18 protein-coding genes are annotated in these 19020 nt (G+C 70.0%); 9 read left to right on the forward strand and 9 right to left on the reverse strand.

The window, feature by feature from the left end:
- From QMO14_RS29625 to QMO14_RS29645, 5 genes are all read left to right on the forward strand, one after another.
- Nucleotides 1-1627, forward strand: a 1627-nt coding sequence (locus QMO14_RS29625; RefSeq protein WP_301511563.1) for an acyl-CoA dehydrogenase family protein, incomplete at its 5' end; no start/stop codon positions are given.
- A gap of 42 nt (nt 1628-1669) precedes the next feature.
- Complete coding sequence (locus QMO14_RS29630; protein ID WP_301511564.1) at nt 1670-2656, forward strand: tripartite tricarboxylate transporter substrate binding protein; 987 nt, start codon at nt 1670-1672, stop codon at nt 2654-2656.
- 2 nt (nt 2657-2658) lie between these two features.
- A complete protein-coding gene (locus QMO14_RS29635; protein WP_301511565.1) occupies nt 2659-4149 on the forward strand; it encodes a class I adenylate-forming enzyme family protein in 1491 nt (496 codons plus the stop codon).
- Between the two features lie 119 nt (nt 4150-4268).
- Complete coding sequence (locus QMO14_RS29640) at nt 4269-4448, forward strand: DUF3606 domain-containing protein (protein ID WP_301511566.1); 180 nt, start codon at nt 4269-4271, stop codon at nt 4446-4448.
- A gap of 180 nt (nt 4449-4628) precedes the next feature.
- Nucleotides 4629-5309, forward strand: coding sequence for a hypothetical protein (locus QMO14_RS29645; RefSeq protein ID WP_301511567.1), 681 nt, complete (start codon nt 4629-4631; stop codon nt 5307-5309).
- Here the strand turns inward: QMO14_RS29645 and QMO14_RS29650 are convergent.
- Nucleotides 5252-6484: a DNA topoisomerase IB gene (locus tag QMO14_RS29650; protein ID WP_301511568.1), complete on the reverse strand. Its 1233-nt coding sequence runs from the start codon at nt 6482-6484 to the stop codon at nt 5252-5254. The two genes, QMO14_RS29645 and QMO14_RS29650, sit on opposite strands and share 58 nt — an antisense overlap.
- A 154-nt stretch (nt 6485-6638) precedes the next feature.
- Here QMO14_RS29650 and QMO14_RS29655 point away from each other — a divergent pair, with 154 nt between their 5' ends.
- The gene (locus tag QMO14_RS29655) at nt 6639-7688 is read left to right on the forward strand and encodes a purine nucleoside permease (RefSeq protein ID WP_301511569.1); all 1050 of its coding nucleotides are present in this window, start codon (nt 6639-6641) and stop codon (nt 7686-7688) included.
- A 12-nt stretch (nt 7689-7700) separates the two neighbouring features.
- On the opposite strand, the gene QMO14_RS29660 is transcribed toward QMO14_RS29655, so the two are convergent.
- The 3 genes from QMO14_RS29660 to QMO14_RS29670 form a co-directional block, all read right to left on the reverse strand.
- A complete protein-coding gene (locus tag QMO14_RS29660) occupies nt 7701-8384 on the reverse strand; it encodes a TIGR02117 family protein (protein WP_301511570.1) in 684 nt (227 codons plus the stop codon).
- A 7-nt stretch (nt 8385-8391) separates the two neighbouring features.
- Nucleotides 8392-9585, reverse strand: coding sequence for a DNA polymerase IV (dinB, locus tag QMO14_RS29665; RefSeq protein ID WP_301511582.1), 1194 nt, complete (start codon nt 9583-9585; stop codon nt 8392-8394).
- A gap of 115 nt (nt 9586-9700) precedes the next feature.
- Entirely contained in the window at nt 9701-10321 is a 621-nt protein-coding gene (locus QMO14_RS29670; RefSeq protein WP_301511571.1) for a YiiX family permuted papain-like enzyme, read from the reverse strand.
- An 88-nt stretch (nt 10322-10409) separates the two neighbouring features.
- Here QMO14_RS29670 and QMO14_RS29675 point away from each other — a divergent pair, with 88 nt between their 5' ends.
- Nucleotides 10410-10982, forward strand: coding sequence for a putative glycolipid-binding domain-containing protein (locus tag QMO14_RS29675; RefSeq protein ID WP_301511572.1), 573 nt, complete (start codon nt 10410-10412; stop codon nt 10980-10982).
- A 10-nt stretch (nt 10983-10992) separates the two neighbouring features.
- On the opposite strand, the gene QMO14_RS29680 is transcribed toward QMO14_RS29675, so the two are convergent.
- Together QMO14_RS29680 and QMO14_RS29685 are read right to left on the reverse strand one after the other, a co-directional pair.
- A complete protein-coding gene (locus QMO14_RS29680; protein ID WP_301511573.1) occupies nt 10993-11988 on the reverse strand; it encodes a tripartite tricarboxylate transporter substrate binding protein in 996 nt (331 codons plus the stop codon).
- Entirely contained in the window at nt 11985-12905 is a 921-nt protein-coding gene (locus QMO14_RS29685) for a LysR family transcriptional regulator (RefSeq protein ID WP_301511575.1), read from the reverse strand. The genes QMO14_RS29680 and QMO14_RS29685 overlap by 4 nt, the downstream gene beginning before the upstream one ends.
- Before the next feature lie 121 nt (nt 12906-13026).
- Between QMO14_RS29685 and QMO14_RS29690 the strand changes: the two genes are divergently transcribed.
- Nucleotides 13027-15768 (forward strand): tannase/feruloyl esterase family alpha/beta hydrolase, encoded by a 2742-nt coding sequence (locus QMO14_RS29690; RefSeq protein ID WP_301511576.1) that lies wholly within the window; start codon nt 13027-13029, stop codon nt 15766-15768.
- Nucleotides 15765-17150, forward strand: coding sequence for a hypothetical protein (locus tag QMO14_RS29695; protein ID WP_301511577.1), 1386 nt, complete (start codon nt 15765-15767; stop codon nt 17148-17150). The genes QMO14_RS29690 and QMO14_RS29695 overlap by 4 nt, the downstream gene beginning before the upstream one ends.
- A 36-nt stretch (nt 17151-17186) precedes the next feature.
- Here QMO14_RS29695 and QMO14_RS29700 read toward each other — a convergent pair whose 3' ends face one another.
- From QMO14_RS29700 to QMO14_RS29710, 3 genes are all read right to left on the reverse strand, one after another.
- Nucleotides 17187-17609: a hypothetical protein gene (locus QMO14_RS29700; RefSeq protein ID WP_301511579.1), complete on the reverse strand. Its 423-nt coding sequence runs from the start codon at nt 17607-17609 to the stop codon at nt 17187-17189.
- Nucleotides 17610-17663: 54 nt separating this feature from the next.
- Nucleotides 17664-18200: a GrpB family protein gene (locus tag QMO14_RS29705; protein ID WP_301511580.1), complete on the reverse strand. Its 537-nt coding sequence runs from the start codon at nt 18198-18200 to the stop codon at nt 17664-17666.
- A 23-nt stretch (nt 18201-18223) separates the two neighbouring features.
- A partial coding sequence (locus tag QMO14_RS29710; RefSeq protein ID WP_301511581.1) for a GlxA family transcriptional regulator occupies nt 18224-19020 on the reverse strand: 797 nt, incomplete at its 5' end.

Genomic DNA, 19020 nt, shown 5'->3' on the forward strand with positions numbered 1-19020 from the left:
ATTGCAGTCGGCCGAACTGCTGGGCGCCGGGCAGGCCATGCTGGCGCAGACGCTGGCCTACCTGCGCACCCGCTCGCAGTTCGGCAAGCCCATCGGCAGCTTCCAGGCGCTGCAGCACCGCTGCGTCGACATGTTCATCCACCTCGAAGTGGCGAAGGCCACGCTCGACGACGTGCTGGCGCTGGCGGCGCAGGGCCTGCCGGCGCAGCGGCTCGAAGCCGAGGCCAGCCGCGTCAATGCGCGCTGCACCGCCGCCGCGCTGCAGGCTTCGCGCGCCTCGGTGCAGCTGCACGGTGCCATCGGCTACACGCAGGAGTGCGACCTGAGCCTGTTCTACAAGCGCGTGCTGTGCCTCTCGGCCTGGCTGGGCAACGCGAGCGCGCATCAGCGCCGGCATGCGGCGCTCAGCGGCGAGGCCGAGACGGCGGCGACTGCCGCGGTCACATGGGAAGGCGGGTTTCCGCGCATCGCCGACTGGTCTTCGATGCCCGAGGCCGATTTCCGCCACATGGTGCGCGCCTTCCTGCAGCAGCGCTATCCGCAGCAGCTGCGCTACCTCTCGCACCGCGCGCGCTGGAGCGAGATGCGCGATTGGTACCTCACACTCTCGGCGCAGGGCTGGATCGCGCCCGCATGGCCGCAGGCGCACGGCGGCATGGGGCTGCCGGCCGACAAGCTCATCGCGTGGATCGAGGAGCTGGAGCAGTACGGCGTGGCGCGCGCACCCGACCAGGGCATCGTGATGATCGGGCCGCTGCTCATCCAGCACGGCACGACCGAACAGCAGCAGCGCTTCCTGCCGCGCATCCTGAGCGGCGAGCATGTGTGGTGCCAGGGCTATTCGGAGCCCAACGCCGGCTCCGACCTCGCGGGCCTGTGCACCGAGGCCATGCCGGCGCGCGATGCGCAGGGCGAGCATTTCATCGTCAACGGCCAGAAGATCTGGACCACGCTCGCGCAGGACGCCAACCACATCTTCATGCTGGTGCGCACCGACAAGGACGCGCGCAAGCAGGAGGGCATCAGCTTCCTGCTGTGCGACCTGCGCACGCCGGGCATCACCATCCGGCCGATCCACACGCTGGCGGGCGAGCCGGAGTTCTGTGAAGTGTTCTTCGACAACGTGCGCGTGCCGGCGGAGAACCTCGTGGGCAAGCTGCACGGCGGCTGGACCATCGCGAAGGCGCTGCTGGGTTTCGAGCGCATCTTCCTCGGCAGCCCCAAGCAGTCGCAGTACGCGCTGGGGCAGCTCGCGCGGCTGGCGCAGGCGCGGCGGCTGTTCGCCGACCCGGTGTTCGCGCAGCGCTTCGCGGCATTGCGGCTCGACGTGCTCGACCTCTCGGCCGCCTACACCGGCTTCGCGAACATCGTGCGCGCGGGCAAGCCGCTGCCGGCTTCGGTGTCGCTGCTGAAGATCTGGGCGAGCGAGACCTATCACCGCATCGGCGCGCTGCTGGTCGAGGCGGGCGAGGAGCAGGGGGCCGTGGCCGGCGACCAGGTGCTCGACGGCCAGACCTTCAACGTGCTCTCGCCGCTCATCGGTTCCACCGCCGCAATGATCTACGGCGGCACCAACGAGATACAGCGCAACATCCTCGCGCGGCAGGTGCTTGAACTGCCGGCCTGAGCGACGCGGCGCCGAAGAAATACACAAAAGGAGACAACGCTCATGACTTCCATCGACCTCTCGCGCCGCCACATCGTGTCCGCGCTGGCGGGCAGCGCGGCGCTGGCCGCACTGCCTTCGCGCGTGTTCGCGCAGCAGCCATTGCCGCCGCTCATCAAGCTGGTGGTCGGCTACTCGGCCGGCGGCCCGGTGGACGGTGCCGCCCGCCTGCTCGCGCCCGCGCTGAGCCAGGAACTGGGCACGCAGGTGATCGTGGACAACCGCCCCGGCGCCAGCGGCTCGCTGGGCGGCGACGCGGTGGCCAAGGCCGCGCCCGACGGCGCCATGCTCTTCTTCGGCGCGAGCCCGACCATCACCATCAACCCCAATGTGCAGCGCCACATGGCCTTCGATCCGATGAAGGACCTCGCGCCGATCGCGCCGCTGGTGGACTACACCAACGTGCTGGTCGTCAACAACGAGGTGCCGGTGCGCAGCGTGGCCGAGCTGCTGGCCTATGCGAAGGCGCGGCCGGGCAAGGTGTTCTACGGCTCGGCGGGGGTGGGAGCATCCAACCACCTTAGCGGCGCGCTGCTGGAGAAGATGACCGGCGTGCAGCTCACGCACGTGCCCTACAAGGGCAGCGCGCCCGCGCTCGCCGACGTGATGGCCGGTACCGTGACCATGATGTTCGACATCATCGCCACCTCCAAGCCCTTCATACAGACAGGCAAGGTGCGCGCGCTGGCCGTCACTTCGCGCCAGCGCAACCGCATGCTGCCGGAGGTGCCGACCATGGTCGAGTCGGGCGTGCCCGGCTACGACGTGGGCGGCTGGTTCGGCCTGTACGGGCCGGCGCGCCTGGACCCGGCGCTGGTCGCTCGCATCAACGCCGCCGCGCAGAAGATGCTGGCGCGCGAGGACATCGCGAACCGCCTGCGTGAGCAGGGCTACGAGGTGTGGTCGGGCGCGCCGGAGGTGCTGGCGACCAAGGGCAAGGCCGACCGGCAACTGTGGGCGACGGCGTCCAAGGGCATCGAGGCCGAGTGAGCATGCAGCGAATTCACCATCTGCTTGAAGAGCGCGCGGCGCGCACGCCCGATGCGGTGTTTCTCCATGAGCCCGGCGGCACGACGACCTATGCGCAGTTGCAGTCCATGGTCGACGTTGCCGCGCAGGACCTGCTGGCCGCCGGCGTTCGGCCGACCGACCGCGTGCTGCTGGTGGCCGAGAACTGCGCGGCGCACATCGCGCTGCTGATGGCCTGCAGCCGCGTGGGCGCGTGGTCGTGCGGCGTGAATGCGCGAATGTCGCCGGGCGAGATCGCGGCCATCGCCGAGCGCGCCGATGCGCGGCTGTGTTGCTACACGGCGGCAGCTTCCGAAGCAGCGGCGCAGCATGCGCGCAGGGCCGGTGCGCAGCCTTGCGCGCTCGAGGGCGTGATGCGTTCGGCTGCCCGCGCGGATGCCCGCACCGAGCCCGACCCGGCGCTGGCCGACACCGCCGCCATCATCTTCACCTCCGGCACCTCGGGCACGCCCAAGGGCGTGATGGTGTCGCACCGGGGGCTGCTGCATTTCGGGCGCGTGTCGGCGCAGGTGCGCGCGCTGGGCGAGCGCGACCGCGTCTACGCCTTCCTGCCGATGACGCACATCTTCGGCATCGGCACGGTGCTGATGGCCGCGCTCACGGGCGGCGCGGCGCTGGTGCTGCGCGGCAGCTTCTCGCCGGCCGACGTGCTGCAGGCGCTGGCGCAGGAGAAGGTGTCGAACCTGCTCGGCCCGCCGACGATGTATGCGCGCTTGCTCGCACACATCGAGGCCGAGCGTGCGACGCCGCGCTTTCCGGATCTGCGCTATGTCTACACCGGCTCGGCGCCGCTCGATCCTGCGCTCAAGCAGCGCGTGGAGCGGCTCTTCGGGCAGCCGCTGCACTACGGCTACGGCCTGTCGGAGTACGCGGGCTCGGTGTTTCTCACGCGCACCGAATCGCCGCGCACCGACACCTCCGCCGGTCATGCGGTTGAAGGCGGCGAGGCCCGCATCGTCGGCCCCGACGGCAATGAGGTGGCACAGGGCGGCACCGGCGAGATCTGGCTGCGCGGCCCCGGCCTGATGCTCGGCTACTTCCGCGACGCGGCCGCCGCCGCGCAGGTGATGCGCCCGGGCGGCTGGTATGCAACCGGAGACCTCGGGCGCTTCGGCGAGGACGGCGCGCTCTTCGTGGTCGGGCGGCTGAAGGAAATGATCATCCGCTCGGGCTTCAACGTGTACCCGGCGGAGATCGAGGCGGTCATCGGCCGATTCGAGGGCGTGCACCAGTGCGCGGTGATCGGCGTTCCCGAGGCCGACGGCAACGAGCAGGTCGTCGCCTTCATCGAGCTGAAGCCCGGCGCGGCGCTCGACGAGGCGGCGCTGCGCGCGCACCTTGCCGGGAACCTCTCGCCCTACAAGCGCCCGGCGCGCATCGAGCTGATCGATGCGATGCCGACCACGGCCAACGGAAAGCTGCTCAAGCGCGAGCTGCGGGCACGCTGCGCCTGACCGCCAGGCAAGCACGGGCGGCTCCCCTCGGACTTCTCCTGCAAGCGGGTGCGCCGCCGTCTGCCAGGAACCCTTTGACGGGCGCCGCAAGGTGGAGCTTTCTGCAAAGGAAACACACCATGGCCGATGACCTGAACAAGCGCGGGCCGCAGGATGCCGCCCGAATCAACGTGAACGAGGCGCACGAGGTGCGCTACTGGACCCAGACACTGGGCGTGACCGAAGCACAGTTGCGCTCGGCCATCGCGGCGGCGGGCGTCGAGGTGAAGGACGTGCGCGCCTACCTTGGCAAGCCCTGAGGGCGTCGACGGGGCCGGGGCGGCCCGGCAAGGGCCCCCGGGGCAAGGCGGCATCACGGTAGGCACCCTCCTACACCTGCGGGCGGGCTTGATACTTCATACTTGTTACCAGAACGTTTCTGGAGGCAAGCTGCTCTTGCCCCTGCCGATGATGAACCTGAAGCCCGTGGCCGCCGTCCGATGAAATCCTCCCCCAGTGCGCGCAGCTGGATCGCCGCTGGCGTGCGCCACGAACTCCTCACCCGCGCACTGCCCGCCCTGCGCCACGACATGGCCGCGCCGGTTTCGGTGATCCGCATGGCGCTGCTGATGCTCAAGCGGCAGATCGGCGCCGCCACCGTCGATGCCGCGGCCTGCGAAGAGCGGGTGGGACTGATCGACAACCAGGTTTCCGAGCTGGTAGGGGCCATCCGTTCGCTGCGCGACTGGGAGCTTGCCACCATCGACGACGGCATCACCCGCAGCGCGCTGGTGGCCCAGTGCGTCACGCTGATGCGCGCCGCCTTCGATCTGCACGGCGTGGTGCTGGAAACCGATGATTCGCTCGCGCCCGCCGACGACGAGCACCGCTGGCCCGCGGCCGCTGCCCTGCGCTACCTGTTCCTGGGTGCGATGGGCTACCTGCATGACGGCGCGGACGAGGCCGGCACTATCCGCGTCGAGGCCGACGGCGCCGACGCGCTGCGCCTCACGGCGCTGCCGCGCGAGCCCGGGGCGACCGAGGCGGTGCTCGACGCGCACCGTGCGCCGCGCGCGCTGGCCATCGACGCCGTGGCGCTGCAGAGCCTCGCCGAAGACCTGGGTTACACGCTGGCGCTCGATGCCGTCAGCGTGCGCCTGATGCTCGCGACGCGGACCTGAGCTTTTCCAGGCTTTATTGCGGCTTTGGCTTTTGGGGCGCGCCGGAGCGCTTTGAGGAACGACAGTAGCCGGCGCTCCGCCGCGTGCAACCCGCGCGAGGGTCTCGCGGTGCGGCTGCCTCCGATCTTCTCGAACAGCGCGGCGGTGGCCTCGTCGCCGTCCGACAGCGCGCTGCCCAGCGCCAGGACGGCAGGGTGCACATAGGCCTTCTTGCAGACAGCCGGCGTGTTGCCCAGCTGCCTGGCCACCGCACCGAGGATGTCCTTGGCGCTGTAGCGGCTGCCGTCGGCGGCGGTGCGGCCCGGTTCGCAGGCCAGGCGGGTGAGTTCCAGCGCCTGCACCGTGCCGTGCCAGGTGCGGAAGTCCTTGGCGGTGAAGCGCTCGCCGCCGGCGGCTTCGGCCAGGTAGTCGTTCACGTCGGTCGATGAGACGCCGCGCAGCTCGCCCGCCTTGCCATCGCCTTCCTCATCCGCGTCGACGTACTGGAACAGCGCCTGCCCCGGCAGCTGCTGGCACTGCCGCACGACCTTGGCGACGCGCGGATCGTCGAGCTGCGCCTCGTGCATCACGCCGCTCTTGCCCCGGAAGCGCAACTTGAGCGCCTGGCCTTTCAGCGTCGCGTGCCGGTTGCGCAGCGTGGTGAGGCCGAAGGAGCCGTTGCTGCTCGCGTATTCCTCGTTGCCCACGCGCAGCAGCGTGGTGTCGAGCAGGCGCACCAGCGCCGCGAGCACCTGGGCCCGGCCGGGCGCCTTGCGGCCCGGAGGCAGTTGCAGGTCGCGCGCCACGCGGGCGCGGATGCCCGGCAGCGCGAGCGCGAAGGCTTCGAGGCGGTCGAACTTGGTCTCGTCCTGCATCGAGCGCCAGTCGGCGTGATAGCGGTACTGCTTGCGCCCGCGCGCGTCGAGGCCGGTGGCCTGCAGGTGGCCGTTGGGCAGCGGGCAGATCCACACCTGCGTGTAGGCCGGCGGAATGGCCAGCATGCGGATGCGCGAGAGCTCGTCCGCGTCGCGCACCCACATGCCGCGGGCGTCGCGGTAGCGGAAGCGTTCTCCGTGCTTCAGGCGGCGGATGCCGGGCATGTCGGGGTTCACGTAGACCAGGCCGTTGGCGATGGGCGTCGGCTTCGACGGAGGCCTGGCGGGCGAGGAGGAAGATGAAGATGAAGGGGCCGGCATGGGGCTTGCGTGGTTGCGTTACATCGCGCTTTGCCAGCACCGACAATCGCCGGTTGTAGGACGCCGCAGGCGCCAGCGGTGCGCCGGGTGCGCTTGCGGCGCAAGTCCTGTCGTTTTTCTCTCTGTCGTTTTTCTTCTCTTACCGGGTCCCAGAATGAGTTCGTCCAAGTCTTCCCTTTTCGCCGCCCGCTGGCTGGCCGTGCCCGCAGCGGCGCTGCTCTTCACGGCCTGTGCATCCACTTCCCCGGCCACGGTAACGGCCTCCGCTGCGGCCGCGCCCGTGAAGGTCAAGGTCTTCGTCGCCGCCATGTTCGAGATCGGCAAGAACACCGGCGACCGCGCCGGCGAGTTCCAGCACTGGTACGAGCGCTACTGGAAGGACGCCAGGCCCATCGCCGTGCCCGGCGCGCTGCAGCCGGTGTACTGCAACGCCGACGGCGTCTGCGGCTCGGTGCTCGGCATGGGCAAGGTCAATTCGTCCTCGTCGATGCAGGCCATCCTGCTGAACCCGCAGTTCGACTTCTCGCAGAGCTACTACGTCATCTCCGGCGTGGCCGGCACGCCACCCTCGCGCGGCACCATCGGCGAGGTGAGCTGGGCCACCTGGCTGGTCGACTACGACCTCGGCCACCGCTGGGCGCCCGAGGAGAACAAGCCCGGCGAGCCCACCTTCATGCCGCGCAAGGGCTACGAGGAATACCGCCGCTTCAGGCTCAACCCCGACCTCGTGAGCTGGGCCATGAAGCTCTCGGCCGACACCCCGCTGAAAGACTCCGAAGCGGCCCGCAAGTACCGCCTGCGCTACCCCGACGCCGCCGCGCGCCGCGCCCCCTTCGTCGGCACCGGCACCCACATGACGGGCGACACCTTCTTCCACGGCCCCGGCATGTCGAAGCAGGCGCAGTACATCGCCAAGCTATACGGCGCCGACGATTACGTCATCACCGAGATGGAGGCCGCCGCCATCACCCTCGTCATCAAGCGCACCCACGGCACCGACCGCGTGATGAGCCTGCGCGGCGCCGTCAACTTCGACCAGGGCAACCCGAAGGAAAGCACGCTGCAGCACCTGGACCCGGCACCGGGCGAGACCGCAGGCGGCTTCGCCGAGACGGTGGAGAACATCGAGCTGGTGGGCAGCCGCGTGGTGGATCACATCGTCGCGAACTGGTCGAAGTGGTCGGGTGGGGTGCCCAAGCCCTGAGCGTGAACCTGTTCAGGGCCGCGCCGGCTGCATGTGCCACGTCACCGTGAAGTCGAAGGGCGTCCAGCGGCTGACGGTGACGCCCGCCTGGCGCAGGCCCCGGCCGGTCCAGGTGTTGCAGGTCTCGAAGAGGTTGTAGCCGCCTTCGGCTTCGTAGAACGCGTCCTGCGCGTCGTAGTGGGCGCCCGCGATGGGCGTGGCCTTGCCCGATGGCAGGGCGGCGCGTACGTAGGCGGCGAGCTGCGCGTACTGCGCCTGGGTGAGCGGCAGGCTGTAGGCGCCTTGTCCGAGCTGGTTGCGGCGCAGGTAGCTCACGTGCAGCAGCGCGCGGTTGCCGCCGGCGAGCGCTCCGAAGGCGCGCGATGCGGTCAGGTCGGCCCAGGTGGGCGTGTCCAGGTAGAACTCGCGGTCGCCCCAGCCGATGGCAATGAACTCGGCATCGGGCGGCGGCGCCTTGAAGTCCTTCAGCGGAAAGTGCTGCAGCCAGTCGACGGCGGCGGAGCGCACCGGGAACACGTAGTCGGTGTGCACGCCGTTGCTCAGCACCCAGGCCTGCACTTCGGCGCCGGCATTCTTCGGTGACTCGGTATTGGCGGGCCAGAGCACCAGCGCGCAGGCCGTGGCCACGTACAGGCCCACGAGCGCGACGAAGCCCAGCAGGGTGAAGGCCATGCGTCGCAGCCAGCGTTTGGCCATCGTGCGTTCAGAACAGCGAAGCGGTGGTCGCCACCGGTTCCGACGCCGCGCGGTGCGCGCCGGAGCCGGCGGGGGCCAGCGCCTCGGGGCTGCCGGCCTTGGCCAGCGCGCCCACGCGCACGCCCAGCAGCCGCAGCGGGCGCTCCAGCGGCACGCGCTTCAGGCACAGGCCGCCGGTGTGGCGGATGGTCTTTGCGTCGGAGGTGAAGCGGTCGATGGTCTGGTCGCGCGTGGCGATCTTGAAATCGTCGTAGCGCAGCTTGATGCCGATGGTCTTGCCCACGTAGCCCTTGCGCTGCAGGTCGGCGGCGAGCTGCTCGCACAGCTGCGTGAAGATCGCGCCCAGCTCGGCGCGGTCGCGCACCGCGTGCAGGTCGCGGTCGAATGTGGTCTCGCGGCTCATCGACACGGGCTCGCTCTCGGTCACCACCGGGCGGCTGTCGCGGCCCCATGACACCTCGTGCATCCAGGCGCCGGTGGCCTTGCCGAAGTTGGCGACGAGCCAGTCGCGGTCGCGCGCCGCGAGCTGGCCGACGGTCTCGATGCCGAAGCGCTTGAGCTTCTCGTCGGCCTTGGGGCCGATGCCGTTCACCTTGCGGCAGGGCAGCGGCCAGATGAGCTTCTCCAGGTCGTCCTCGTAGACGACCGAGATGCCGTTGGGCTTGTTGAACTCGCTCGCCATCTTGGCGATGAGCTTGTTGGGCGCCACGCCGATGGAGCAGGTGAGGCCGGTGGCGTCGAAGATGGCCTTCTGCAGCAGCCGCGCGAGCGATCGCCCGCCATCGCGCTGGCCGCCGGGCACGTCGGTGAAGTCGATGTAGACCTCGTCCACGCCCCGGTCTTCCATGAGCGGCGCGACCTCCAGGATGATCTTCTTGAAGGCGCGCGAGTAGCGCCGGTATTCGTCGAAGTCCACCGGCAGGATGATGGCCTGCGGGCACAGCTTGGCGGCCTTCATGAGCCCCATCGCCGAGCCCACGCCGAACTGCCGCGCCGGGTAGGTGGCGGTGGTGATCACGCCGCGGCCGGTGTAGTCCTTCAGCAGCGGAAAGGCCTCCACCGGAATGTCGGCCAGCGTGCCGCCCTCGGGCAGGTTGCGGATGGCCTCGTCCACGCGCCTGCGCCCGCCGCCGATCACCACCGGCAGGCCCCTGAGCTGCGGATAGCGCAGCAGCTCGACGGACGCGTAGAAGGCGTCCATGTCGAGGTGCGCGATGCGGCGGATTGGTGGGACCGGCGGGGCCGATGGGGTCTGGGAGCTCACGGAAACGATTGTCTCGCGGCTCGGCGCGGCGTGCGCGCCGGGGGCGATTCGATCAGCGTGTTCCCACGGTCACGAGCAGGGGCGAGTCGAACATCGCCACCGGGGAGATCACCGGCTCGTCCATCGGCACCTTGTCGCCGTAGCGCTCGCGCATCTTGGCGCGCACCGCCGGGTCCTTCAGGTTGAACTCGCGGATCTTCTGCAGCTCGCCGATGCGCACGCCCAGCGCGCGCTGGTAGAGCTTCCACACGAGCTCGGAGCAGTAGATGCGCTGGTCCGACCATTCGAAGCTCAGGTCGTAGGGCCGGCCCTCGAAGTCGGAGGTGCGCGCGCGCAGCTTTGCCACGGCGCCGGGTGTCAGCAGCGTGTCGGCATCGCGCAGCCGCTTCACCACGTAGTGGCCGCCGTTGCCGCGCGCCGTCCATTGTGCGAGCGGCGTGTAGCGCACGGTGGACACGGCCTCGAACACGTAGGGCTTGCCTCCGCGCATCAGCACGATGCCCATGTGGCTGTAGCGCGAGCCGGTGGCGCGCTGCACCGCGAGGCTCTGGGCCGAGCGCGAGGTGTGGAAGATGATGTCGCCGTCCTTCAGTGCGGTGGCGGCCGCATGGGCCGCGCCGGTCAGGAGCGCGGACAGTGCCAGCGCGAGGGCCGCGAGGAGCTTGGAGGTCATGGACGCGCATTGTGCGTCAGGCCTTGCGGCCATTTCGGGGCCCGGATGGCGGGTCATTGCTTGCGCACCGCAGCATGCCGGTGCCATCATGCGCGCCATGCAAACGGTCGCCTCCATCCTCTGGCGCAGGCTCGACGTACCGGGCCACGATGCCTGCCGCCTCGAACGCAATGCCTCGGCCTGGCAACTCGACGGAGCCGCCGTGTTCCGCCTGGAAGACGGCCGCATCGGCCAGCTGCACTACCGCGTGCGCTGCGACCTGCTATGGCACACCCAGTGGGGCACGGTGCGCGGCTGGCTCGGCGACTCGGCAATCGACCTCTCCATCGCCCGCGACGCGCGCGGCCACTGGAAGCTCAACGACGAAGCCGTGCCAGACCTGTCGCACTGCATCGACCTCGACCTGGGCTTCACGCCCGCCACCAACCTGCTGCAACTGCGCCGACTGGGCCTTGCGAAGGGCGAGGCCGCGGATGCGCCTGCCGCATGGCTCGACATCGATGGCGGCGGCGGGCTCAGCGAGCTGATGCAGCGCTACGAGCGGCGCGGCGAGAACGAGTATGCGTACGAAGCGAAGCGCTTCGACTACGCGGCCACGCTGGGCGTCACGGCCGACAGCTTCGTGCGCGACTACCCCCGGCTCTGGGTGGCCGAGGGCTGAGACCGAAGACTCAGTCGAACTGCGCCCGATCCCCCGTCACCAGCTCCCGGTTGCGCCGCCGGTCCAGCGCGATCTCGTGCGCGAAGGAGTCGCTGCCGCCGCCGGCCGGCAGGTTGTAGGCCGCGCGCAGCCGTGCGCGCATTGCATCGCTTTCCAGCACGCGGTTGATCTCCGCGTTGAGCATCTGCACCACCGCGCCCGGTGTGCGCGCCGGCGCGAAGATGCCGAAGAGCGAATCGCGGTTCGCCTTTTCGTAGCCCAGCTCCGCGAGCGTGGGCACGGCGGGCAGCGCCTCGATGCGCGAGGGCGCGCCCACGGCCAGCGCCTGGAAGCGGCCGCCTTCGATGTATTGAAGCTGCTGCGCCGCGACGTTGGTGGAGAGCACTTCGAACTGGCCGCTCAGTGCGTCGTTGAGTTGCGGACCGCCGCCCTGGTAGGGGATGTGCGTGATGTCGGTGCCGCTCTGCACGCGCACCTGCGCGAGCACCAGGTGGCCGATGGTGGCCACGCCAGACGTGGCCCATCGCACTTCTCCCGGCTGCCTGCGCGCCTGCGCGATCAGCTCGCCGAAGCCTCGGCCGGCGAAGGCGGGCGTACCCACCACCAGCACCGGGGTGCGCATGACGCTGGTCACGGGCACGAAGGCGCGTATCGGGTCGTAGGGCACGCGCGCCAGCAGCGGGTGCAGCGTGAGCGGGCTGATGGCGGAGAAGGCCAGCGTGCTGCCATCGGGCTTGGCGCGGGCGAGTGCGTCCATGCCGAGGCTGCCGCCCGCGCCGGGGCGGTTCTCGATGAGCACCGGCACGCCGAGCGAACGTGCGAGCGGCTCGGCGAGCACGCGGGCCATGCCGTCGCTCACACCGCCGGGCGGGTAGACCACGATCAGGCGCAACGGCCGGTTCGGCCACAGCGCGGGCGCCGCATGCAGCATGCGTGGCAATGCGCAGGCCGCTGCGAGCAGGGTGCCGGCGCGCTGCAGCAGGTGGCGGCGGCGAAGCCGGGTCATGAGCCGGGGTTCTCCTGGGCCAGCCTGCGCAGCAGCGCAGCGAAATTCAGCGCGGGCAGGTTGTCTTCCTCCGCGCGCGAGACCAGCGTGAGCGGCGCATCGAGTTGGCCGCCGTCCGCGAGCCGCGTGTAGGCGATGGCGTGCGCGTGCACGCCGTGCATCGAGGCCGGCACCACGGAGAGGCCGACACCCGCGGCCACGAGATTCAGGTTGGTCATCATTCGATCGACTTCGGCCACCACGCGCGGTCGCAGCCCCTTGGCGTGGCACAGCGCGAGCAGGTCGGCATAGAGGCCCGGCGCGCCCGGGCGCCGCACGAGGATGATGCCTTCCTCGCAGAGCTTCGCGAGCGGCAGCGCCCGCGAGTCCTTGTCGCGGCCGCGGGCAAGGCGATGGTCGCTGGGCATGGCGACCAGCACCGGCTCGCGCAGCAGCGTCTCGAACAGCAGCCCCTCGGGACGGGCGACCGGCACGCGCAGCAGGCCGCAGTGCAGTCGGCCTGCGGCCAGTGCCTCGGTGAGTTCGGCCGCGTTGTCCTCGCGCAGCTGCAGCTCCACGTCGGGGTAGGCGCGGCGGAACTCGCGCAGCGCGTCGGGCATGAAGCGGTGCGCGGCCGCCGAGCTGGTGAAGCCCACCGCGAGCCTGCCGGCCTGGCCCTTGGCCACGCGCGTCATGCGCTGCTTCATCGATTCCATGTCCTGAAGCATGCGCAGCGCCTCGGCCTGGAACAGCCGGCCCGCGTCGGTGAGCGCCACGCCGCGCGGATGGCGCCGGAACAGCAGCACGCCCAGCTCGCGCTCCAGCGCCTTGATCTGCTGGCTCAGCGGCGGCTGCTGGATGCCCAGTTGCTCGGCCGCGCGCGTCATGTGGCCGGTCTCGGCGACGGCGGCGAAGTAGCGCAGTGCCCGTATGTCCATATTTTTTTCGTATGAAAAGTGCCTTTTTATTTTATTTGACCCTAAGTCACCCCGAATCTATCTTCCGGCCGCCCATTCAAGAACAAGCGGTCCACCGAGGCCGCATGCCGGAGACAAGTCCATGCGCCAGCAGCGCCCTGCATCGAAGTTTCTCGCCGTTGCCAGCGCGATCGGCATCTCGTTGGCCCTGGCCGCATGCGGCGGCGGAGGTGGGGGAGGAGGCGGCGGCTTCGGCTTCCTGCCCCCTGCGTCGACAACGCCGCCCGCCGGCGGCGGCGTCGACAACCAGCCCGCGGGCGACCAGCCCGACAACCCGCCGCCTCCGGCCGTGCAGCCGGTCGTCTCCTGCGCCGACCTCGCGGGCAGGAGCCTGCCGGCCTCGCTCATCAGCCTGCCCACGCAGGGCGCCACCGTCACCAGCGTCACGCCCGTCGCCGCGAGCGACGCCGGCAACACGCTGGGCGACTACTGCCGCGTGCGCGGCACGATCCAGCCGGTGGACCCCAATTCGCAGTCCATCAACTTCGCGGTCAACCTGCCCGAGAAGTGGAACCAGAAGACCATCCACTTCGGCGGCGGCGGCTTCGACGGCGTGCTGATCGACGGCACCGAGGTCATCCGCTTCGGCCCCGCCGGCAAGCCCGCGCCGCTCGCGCTGGGCTACGCCACCTACGGCGACGACTCGGGCCACCAGTCGGGCAGCATCACCGACGGCAAGTTCGCGGCCAACGACGAGCAGCTCGCCAACTACGGCGGCAACTCGCTCAAGAAGACGCGCGACGTGGCGCAGGCGCTGGTGCTCGCGCGCTACGGCATGGCGCCGAAGCACGCCTACTTCCTGGGCACATCCACCGGCGGGCGCGACGCGCTGAGCTACATCCAGCGCTGGCCGCTGGACTACGACGGCGTGATCGCCAACGAGCCCGCGCTCAACTACACCGGCACGCGCCTGTCGAACGTGGCCGTGGGCCGCGCGCTCTACAACAACGGCGGCGCCGGCTGGATGAACGTGGCGAAGACGCTGCTGGTGCAGAAGGCCGCGATGCAGGCCTGCGACAAGCTCGACGGCGCGGCCGACAGCATCGTGAGCAATGTCGAGAGCTGCCGCCTGCTGAACAGCCAGATCCTGGCCTCGCTGCGCTGCAGCGGCGGCGCGGACACGGGCGACACCTGCCTGTCGGACGCGCAACTCGCAACCGTGCGCGCCATCGAATCGCCGCTCGATTTCACGACCTACTCGCTGGCCAACGGCGTGAAGCGCGCGGGCGGCTACAACTTGCTCGAAGGCGCGCTGGTGGCCGGCCCCTTCACCACGCGCGACCTCGGCACGCGCAAGGTGCCGGCCAACCCGGCCACCTCGGCCGACGCCAACATGTACGTCACCGGCGACCAGTGGGTGAAGTTCTTCGTCACCCGCATCGCGAATTTCGACACGCTGACCTTCGATCCGCTGGACCCGGGCAGCTATGCGGCGCGCGTGACGGAAGTGTCGAATCTCACCGACGCCACCAACCCGAACCTCGCGCCTTTCTTCGCGCACGGCGGCCGGCTCATCATGCTGCACGGCCTGGCCGACGAGGTCATCAGTCCGAACTCGACCATCGACTACTACAAGCAGCTGATCGCCACGGTGGGCCAGGCCTCGGTCGACCAGAGCGTGCGCTTCTACACCGTGCCCGGCATGGGCCACGGCACCGGCAGCTTCATTCCCAACTGGGACTCGCTCGCCGCGCTCGAAGGCTGGGTGGAGAACGGCCTCGCGCCTGCCACCGGCGTCGCGGTCGACGCCGTGGCCGGCACCTACGGCCGCACGCGCCCGCTGTGCCTGTTCCCGTCCTGGCCCAAGTACCGCGGCAGCGGCAGCCTGGACGCGGCCGTCAACTACAGCTGCGTGACCGAGGTCGGCGACCCGCTGGCCTGCCCGAACCTGCCCGCCGCCGTCACCACCTACAAGGGCGGCAACAGCTTCGGCGAGGAATTGCGCGTTCAGATCGACCCGGCCACCATGGCCTACACCGTGACCATCGACGCGAGCCTGCAGCGCACGGCCGGCACTGTGCGCACCGGCACGCTGGTGTCCGAGGGCAACTGCAGCTATGCCAGCGCGGAGAGCGGGGCGGTGTTCAGTTTCGGCGCGGGCGGCGTGCTATCGGGTGGCGTGAATGCGCCAAGCGGCGGCGGCTTCGCGCCGCTGCTGGCGTTCCAGAACGCCTTCCAGAACGCGGCGACGCCGACGGTGTTCAACCCCGTGGCGAACATCTTCAACGCGGCTGGCGTGCAGCAGGGCACCGGCGGCACGGCGGCGCATGCGTCGTCGGTGCGGCTGCGCAACGCGGGCACCTTCCAGTACTGCCGCGATCCGGTCAGCGGCGCCTTCATGACCTACGACGCGAGCTGCACGCAGACCGAGAAGGGCTACATCACCTACAACGGCACGCGCGGCGCCTTCGACCTGTACACCACCTCGCCCACCGGCAGCGCCGTGACCACCGGCGGCACGCTCACCGGCTCGATGGTCATCGGCCTGGTCAACGGCGTCGCCGTGCCGATGCACCTGGTGCGCGAATCGGCCGCCAGCATGGGCATGCGCGTGTACGGCCTGCAGCAGAGCCTGGTCAGCGGCACGGCGGACGGCAGCTACGCGCTGGTCAGCGTCAAGGGCGAGAACCACGATGCCACGGTGGCCGGCACCGGCCTCAACCTCGCCGGCGCGGCAGCCACGCTGAACTACGACACCCCCGTGCTGGGCGTGGCGCAGGCCGATGCCGGCCGGCCGGGCAATTTCATCTTCAACAGCGGCGTCCTCGCATTCGTCTCCACCGACACGGCGAAGGCGGCGCTCGAATTCGGAGTACGCCATTGAACAAACGACTCTCCAGCCTCGCGGCTTCCACTGCCTTCGCGCTGCTCGGCGCGGCATCGGGCATGTATGCGCATGCCGCGCCTTCCGGCCCGAAGGCAGCCGCCTGCCCCTCGCCGGTGCCCGAGTCGGCGCGCTGCTACACCGGTGAGGACGGCGCGGGCTCGTTCTACTGGATCGCCATCCCGAAGGACTGGGCCAAGGATGCCGGCCGCGTTCTCGTGATGCACGCCCACGGCGGCCCCGAGACCGGCCCGCCCAAGCTGGAGCGCAGCGAGGAAGACCTCAAGCGCTGGGCCGTCACCGTGAAGGCCGGCTACGCATGGGCCGCTTCCACCTACCGGCGCGGCGGCTACGGCGTGACCATGGCGGCGGAAGACACCGAGCGCCTGCGCCGGATCTTCGTGCGCCATTTCGGCCAGCCGCACCGCACGCTGCTGCATGGGCAGAGCTACGGTGCGGGCGTGGCGGCGAAGGCGGCGGAGCTCTATGCGCCCGCCGGCGGTGCGAACAGGCCAATGAGCCCGAAGAGCCCCTACGACGGCCTGCTGCTCACCAGCGGCGTGCTCGGCGGCGGCAACAGCGCCTATGACTTCAGGCTCGACCTGCGCGTGGTGTACCAGTACGTCTGCCGCAACCATCCGCGCCCCGACGAGCCGCAGTACCCGCTGTGGATGGGACTGCCGCTCGATTCGAAGCTCACGCGCGCCGACCTCGCCGCGCGCGTGAAGGAGTGCACCGGCGTCGGCCTGCCCGCCGCACAGCGCACGCCCGAGCAGGCGGCGCGGCTGAAGACGATCCTTTCGGTCGTGAAGATCCAGGAACGCTCGCTGCCGGGCCACCTCGCCTGGGCGACCTGGCTGTTCCAGGACCTGGTGCAGAAGCGCCTCGAAGGCCGCAACCCCTTCGGCAACATCGGCGTGGTCTACAGCGGCTCGGCCGACGACGCGGCGCTCAATGCCGGCGTGCTGCGCTACGCCGCCGATCCGCAGGCCAAGGGCGCGCTGGCGGCCGACAGCCAGCCCACCGGCCGCACCTCGCTGCCCACCGTGGGCCTGCATGCCATCGACGACCCCACGGCCTTCGTCGAACTCGAGAACGCCTACCGCCGCATCCGCGACGCGGCAGGCACCGGCGACCTGCTGGTGCAGAGCTTCAGCAGCGAGCGCGAGCACAGCTACCTGAGCGATTCGGAATACCCCGCGCTCTTCGCCGCGCTGCTCGACTGGATCGACAAGGGCGAGAAGCCCGCGCCCGAGGGCCTGGCGCAGCGCTGCAAGGCGCTGATGCCGCGCTACGACACCGATGGCAGGAACGGCTGCCACATCCAGCCCGCATGGCAGCCGTCCGCGCTCGAAAGCCGCGTGCCGCAGCGCGCACCCTGAAATCCCGTCCACGCGCCGGCCGACCGGCTGCGACGGCTACCGCCCCACGGCGATCAGCGTCCAGACGATCGCCGCCAGCTGGGCGATGTTGATCAGGATCGCGACCACGTGGGTTCTGCGGAACCCCGGGATCGCCTCCATGTAGTTCGACTGGATCTGCATGCCCAGCGCGTCCATCTTCGGAATGACCCTCCTGCGCAGCACGACGGCGATCGCCGCCAGCCCCGCTGCGCCCGCAGCGATGCCCAGCCGGCCCGCGGAGGCGAAGCTCACCGCCGTCGCGCTCGCAGTGATGAAGGCAGCCACGTAGTAGAGGTTGAAGAAGCCGCGCACGAAGCGCGCGTCCAGCGGCGTGTCGTGCTTCAGCACCAGCAGCGGGATGGAGCCCATGATGAAGTAGGCCGTCGTGACGAGCAGCGCCACCGTGAAGAACAGGGCGGCAAACATGGCGGCGGACATCTCGATTCACCTCCGGGCATGGGCCTCCTCGGGCCTCCTGTGGCGCTGGAGCGGCTACTCCCTGGGAATCTGGGCCTCGATTTCCTTGATTACAGCCTCTTTCTCCCGGTTGTATATCTGGGGATTGGCCGGATCGACCGCGTGGGCACGGTCCTTGGCTTCCTCGTATTTCCGGCGCAGGTCGGGGCGGCGTTCGAGGATGCCGATGAAGGCCAGCGAATCCTTGTGGACCGGATCGCCTCTGTGGCAGATGTGGATGTTGAGGTTGAAGCGCCGCCCCTCGTGCAGCACCGAGCCGCAGACATACGGCTTCTCGTCGCGGTCGACCCAGACCGGGCGGCGGTGGAAACCGATGCCTTCAAACCGCGCCTGCTCCTCGCGTAGGCTTTCGCGGGCGGTGATGGCGGCCGTGTCGATCATGGGCTTGCCGCGCAGGCCGGCGATGGCCGTGCTTCCGATGTGCACCAACTCCACGCCGGGCAGCCGTGCCTGCACGTATTCGCGCGCGGCGGCGAAGACTTCGGCGTACGCCGGGTCGTAGGCGACGATGTTGCGCTGGTCCAGTCCTTCGTCGAATGCCTCGATCTGCATGGTTGGTTCCGGTTGTTCGGTCATCAACTGGCGAAGCGCCTGCGGTACTCCACGAGGCTTACGCCCAAGCGGCGGCCGAATGCGCGCCTGAAGCCGTCCACGTTCGCATAGCCCACCGCGTCGGCCAGCCGCTTGGCCGGCAGGTCGGATTCCTCGGCCATGCGGCGGGCGGCGTCGATCCTCGCATTCTCGACAAACTCGGCCGGCGTGGTGCCGGTCTCGCTGCGGAAGATGCGCGCGAAGTTGCGCTCGCTCATGCCGGCGCGCCGGGCGAGGGCGGGCACGGAGAGGTCTGCCTTGAGGTTCGCGAGCACGTGGTCCTGCACTTCGCGCATGCTGGAGCGCTCGGACGTCTGGGCCGCCAGGTGGGCGCTGAACTGGCTCTGGCCGCCGGGGCGCTTGAGGAACATCACCAGCTGGCGCGCCACGCTCAGCGCGAGGTCGCGGCCGTGGTCTTCCTCCACCATGGCCAGTGCGAGGTCCATGCCGGCCGTGACGCCGGCGGAGGTGAAGAGCTGGCCGTCCCGCACGTAGATGGCGTCCGACTCGACGCTGGCGAGCGGGTAGTCGGAGGCGAGCTGGCCGGCGAGCTTCCAGTGCGTGGCCACGCGCTTGCCGTCGAGCAGCCCGCTGGCGGCCAGCACGAAGGCGCCGCTGCACACCGAGCCGTATCGGCGCACCGTGCGCGCCTGGCGCCTGAGCCAGTCCTGCAACTGGGTGTCGGCCGCCATGTCCTCCACGCGGGGGCTGCCGGCGACCAGCAGGGTGTCGATGGCGCCCACAACTGGTTGTCCAGCTTGAGCATTTCGTCGGCGTTGAT

This window comes from Variovorax sp. CAN15 (genome assembly GCF_030462475.1).
Taxonomy (GTDB): Bacteria; Pseudomonadota; Gammaproteobacteria; order Burkholderiales; family Burkholderiaceae_C; genus Variovorax.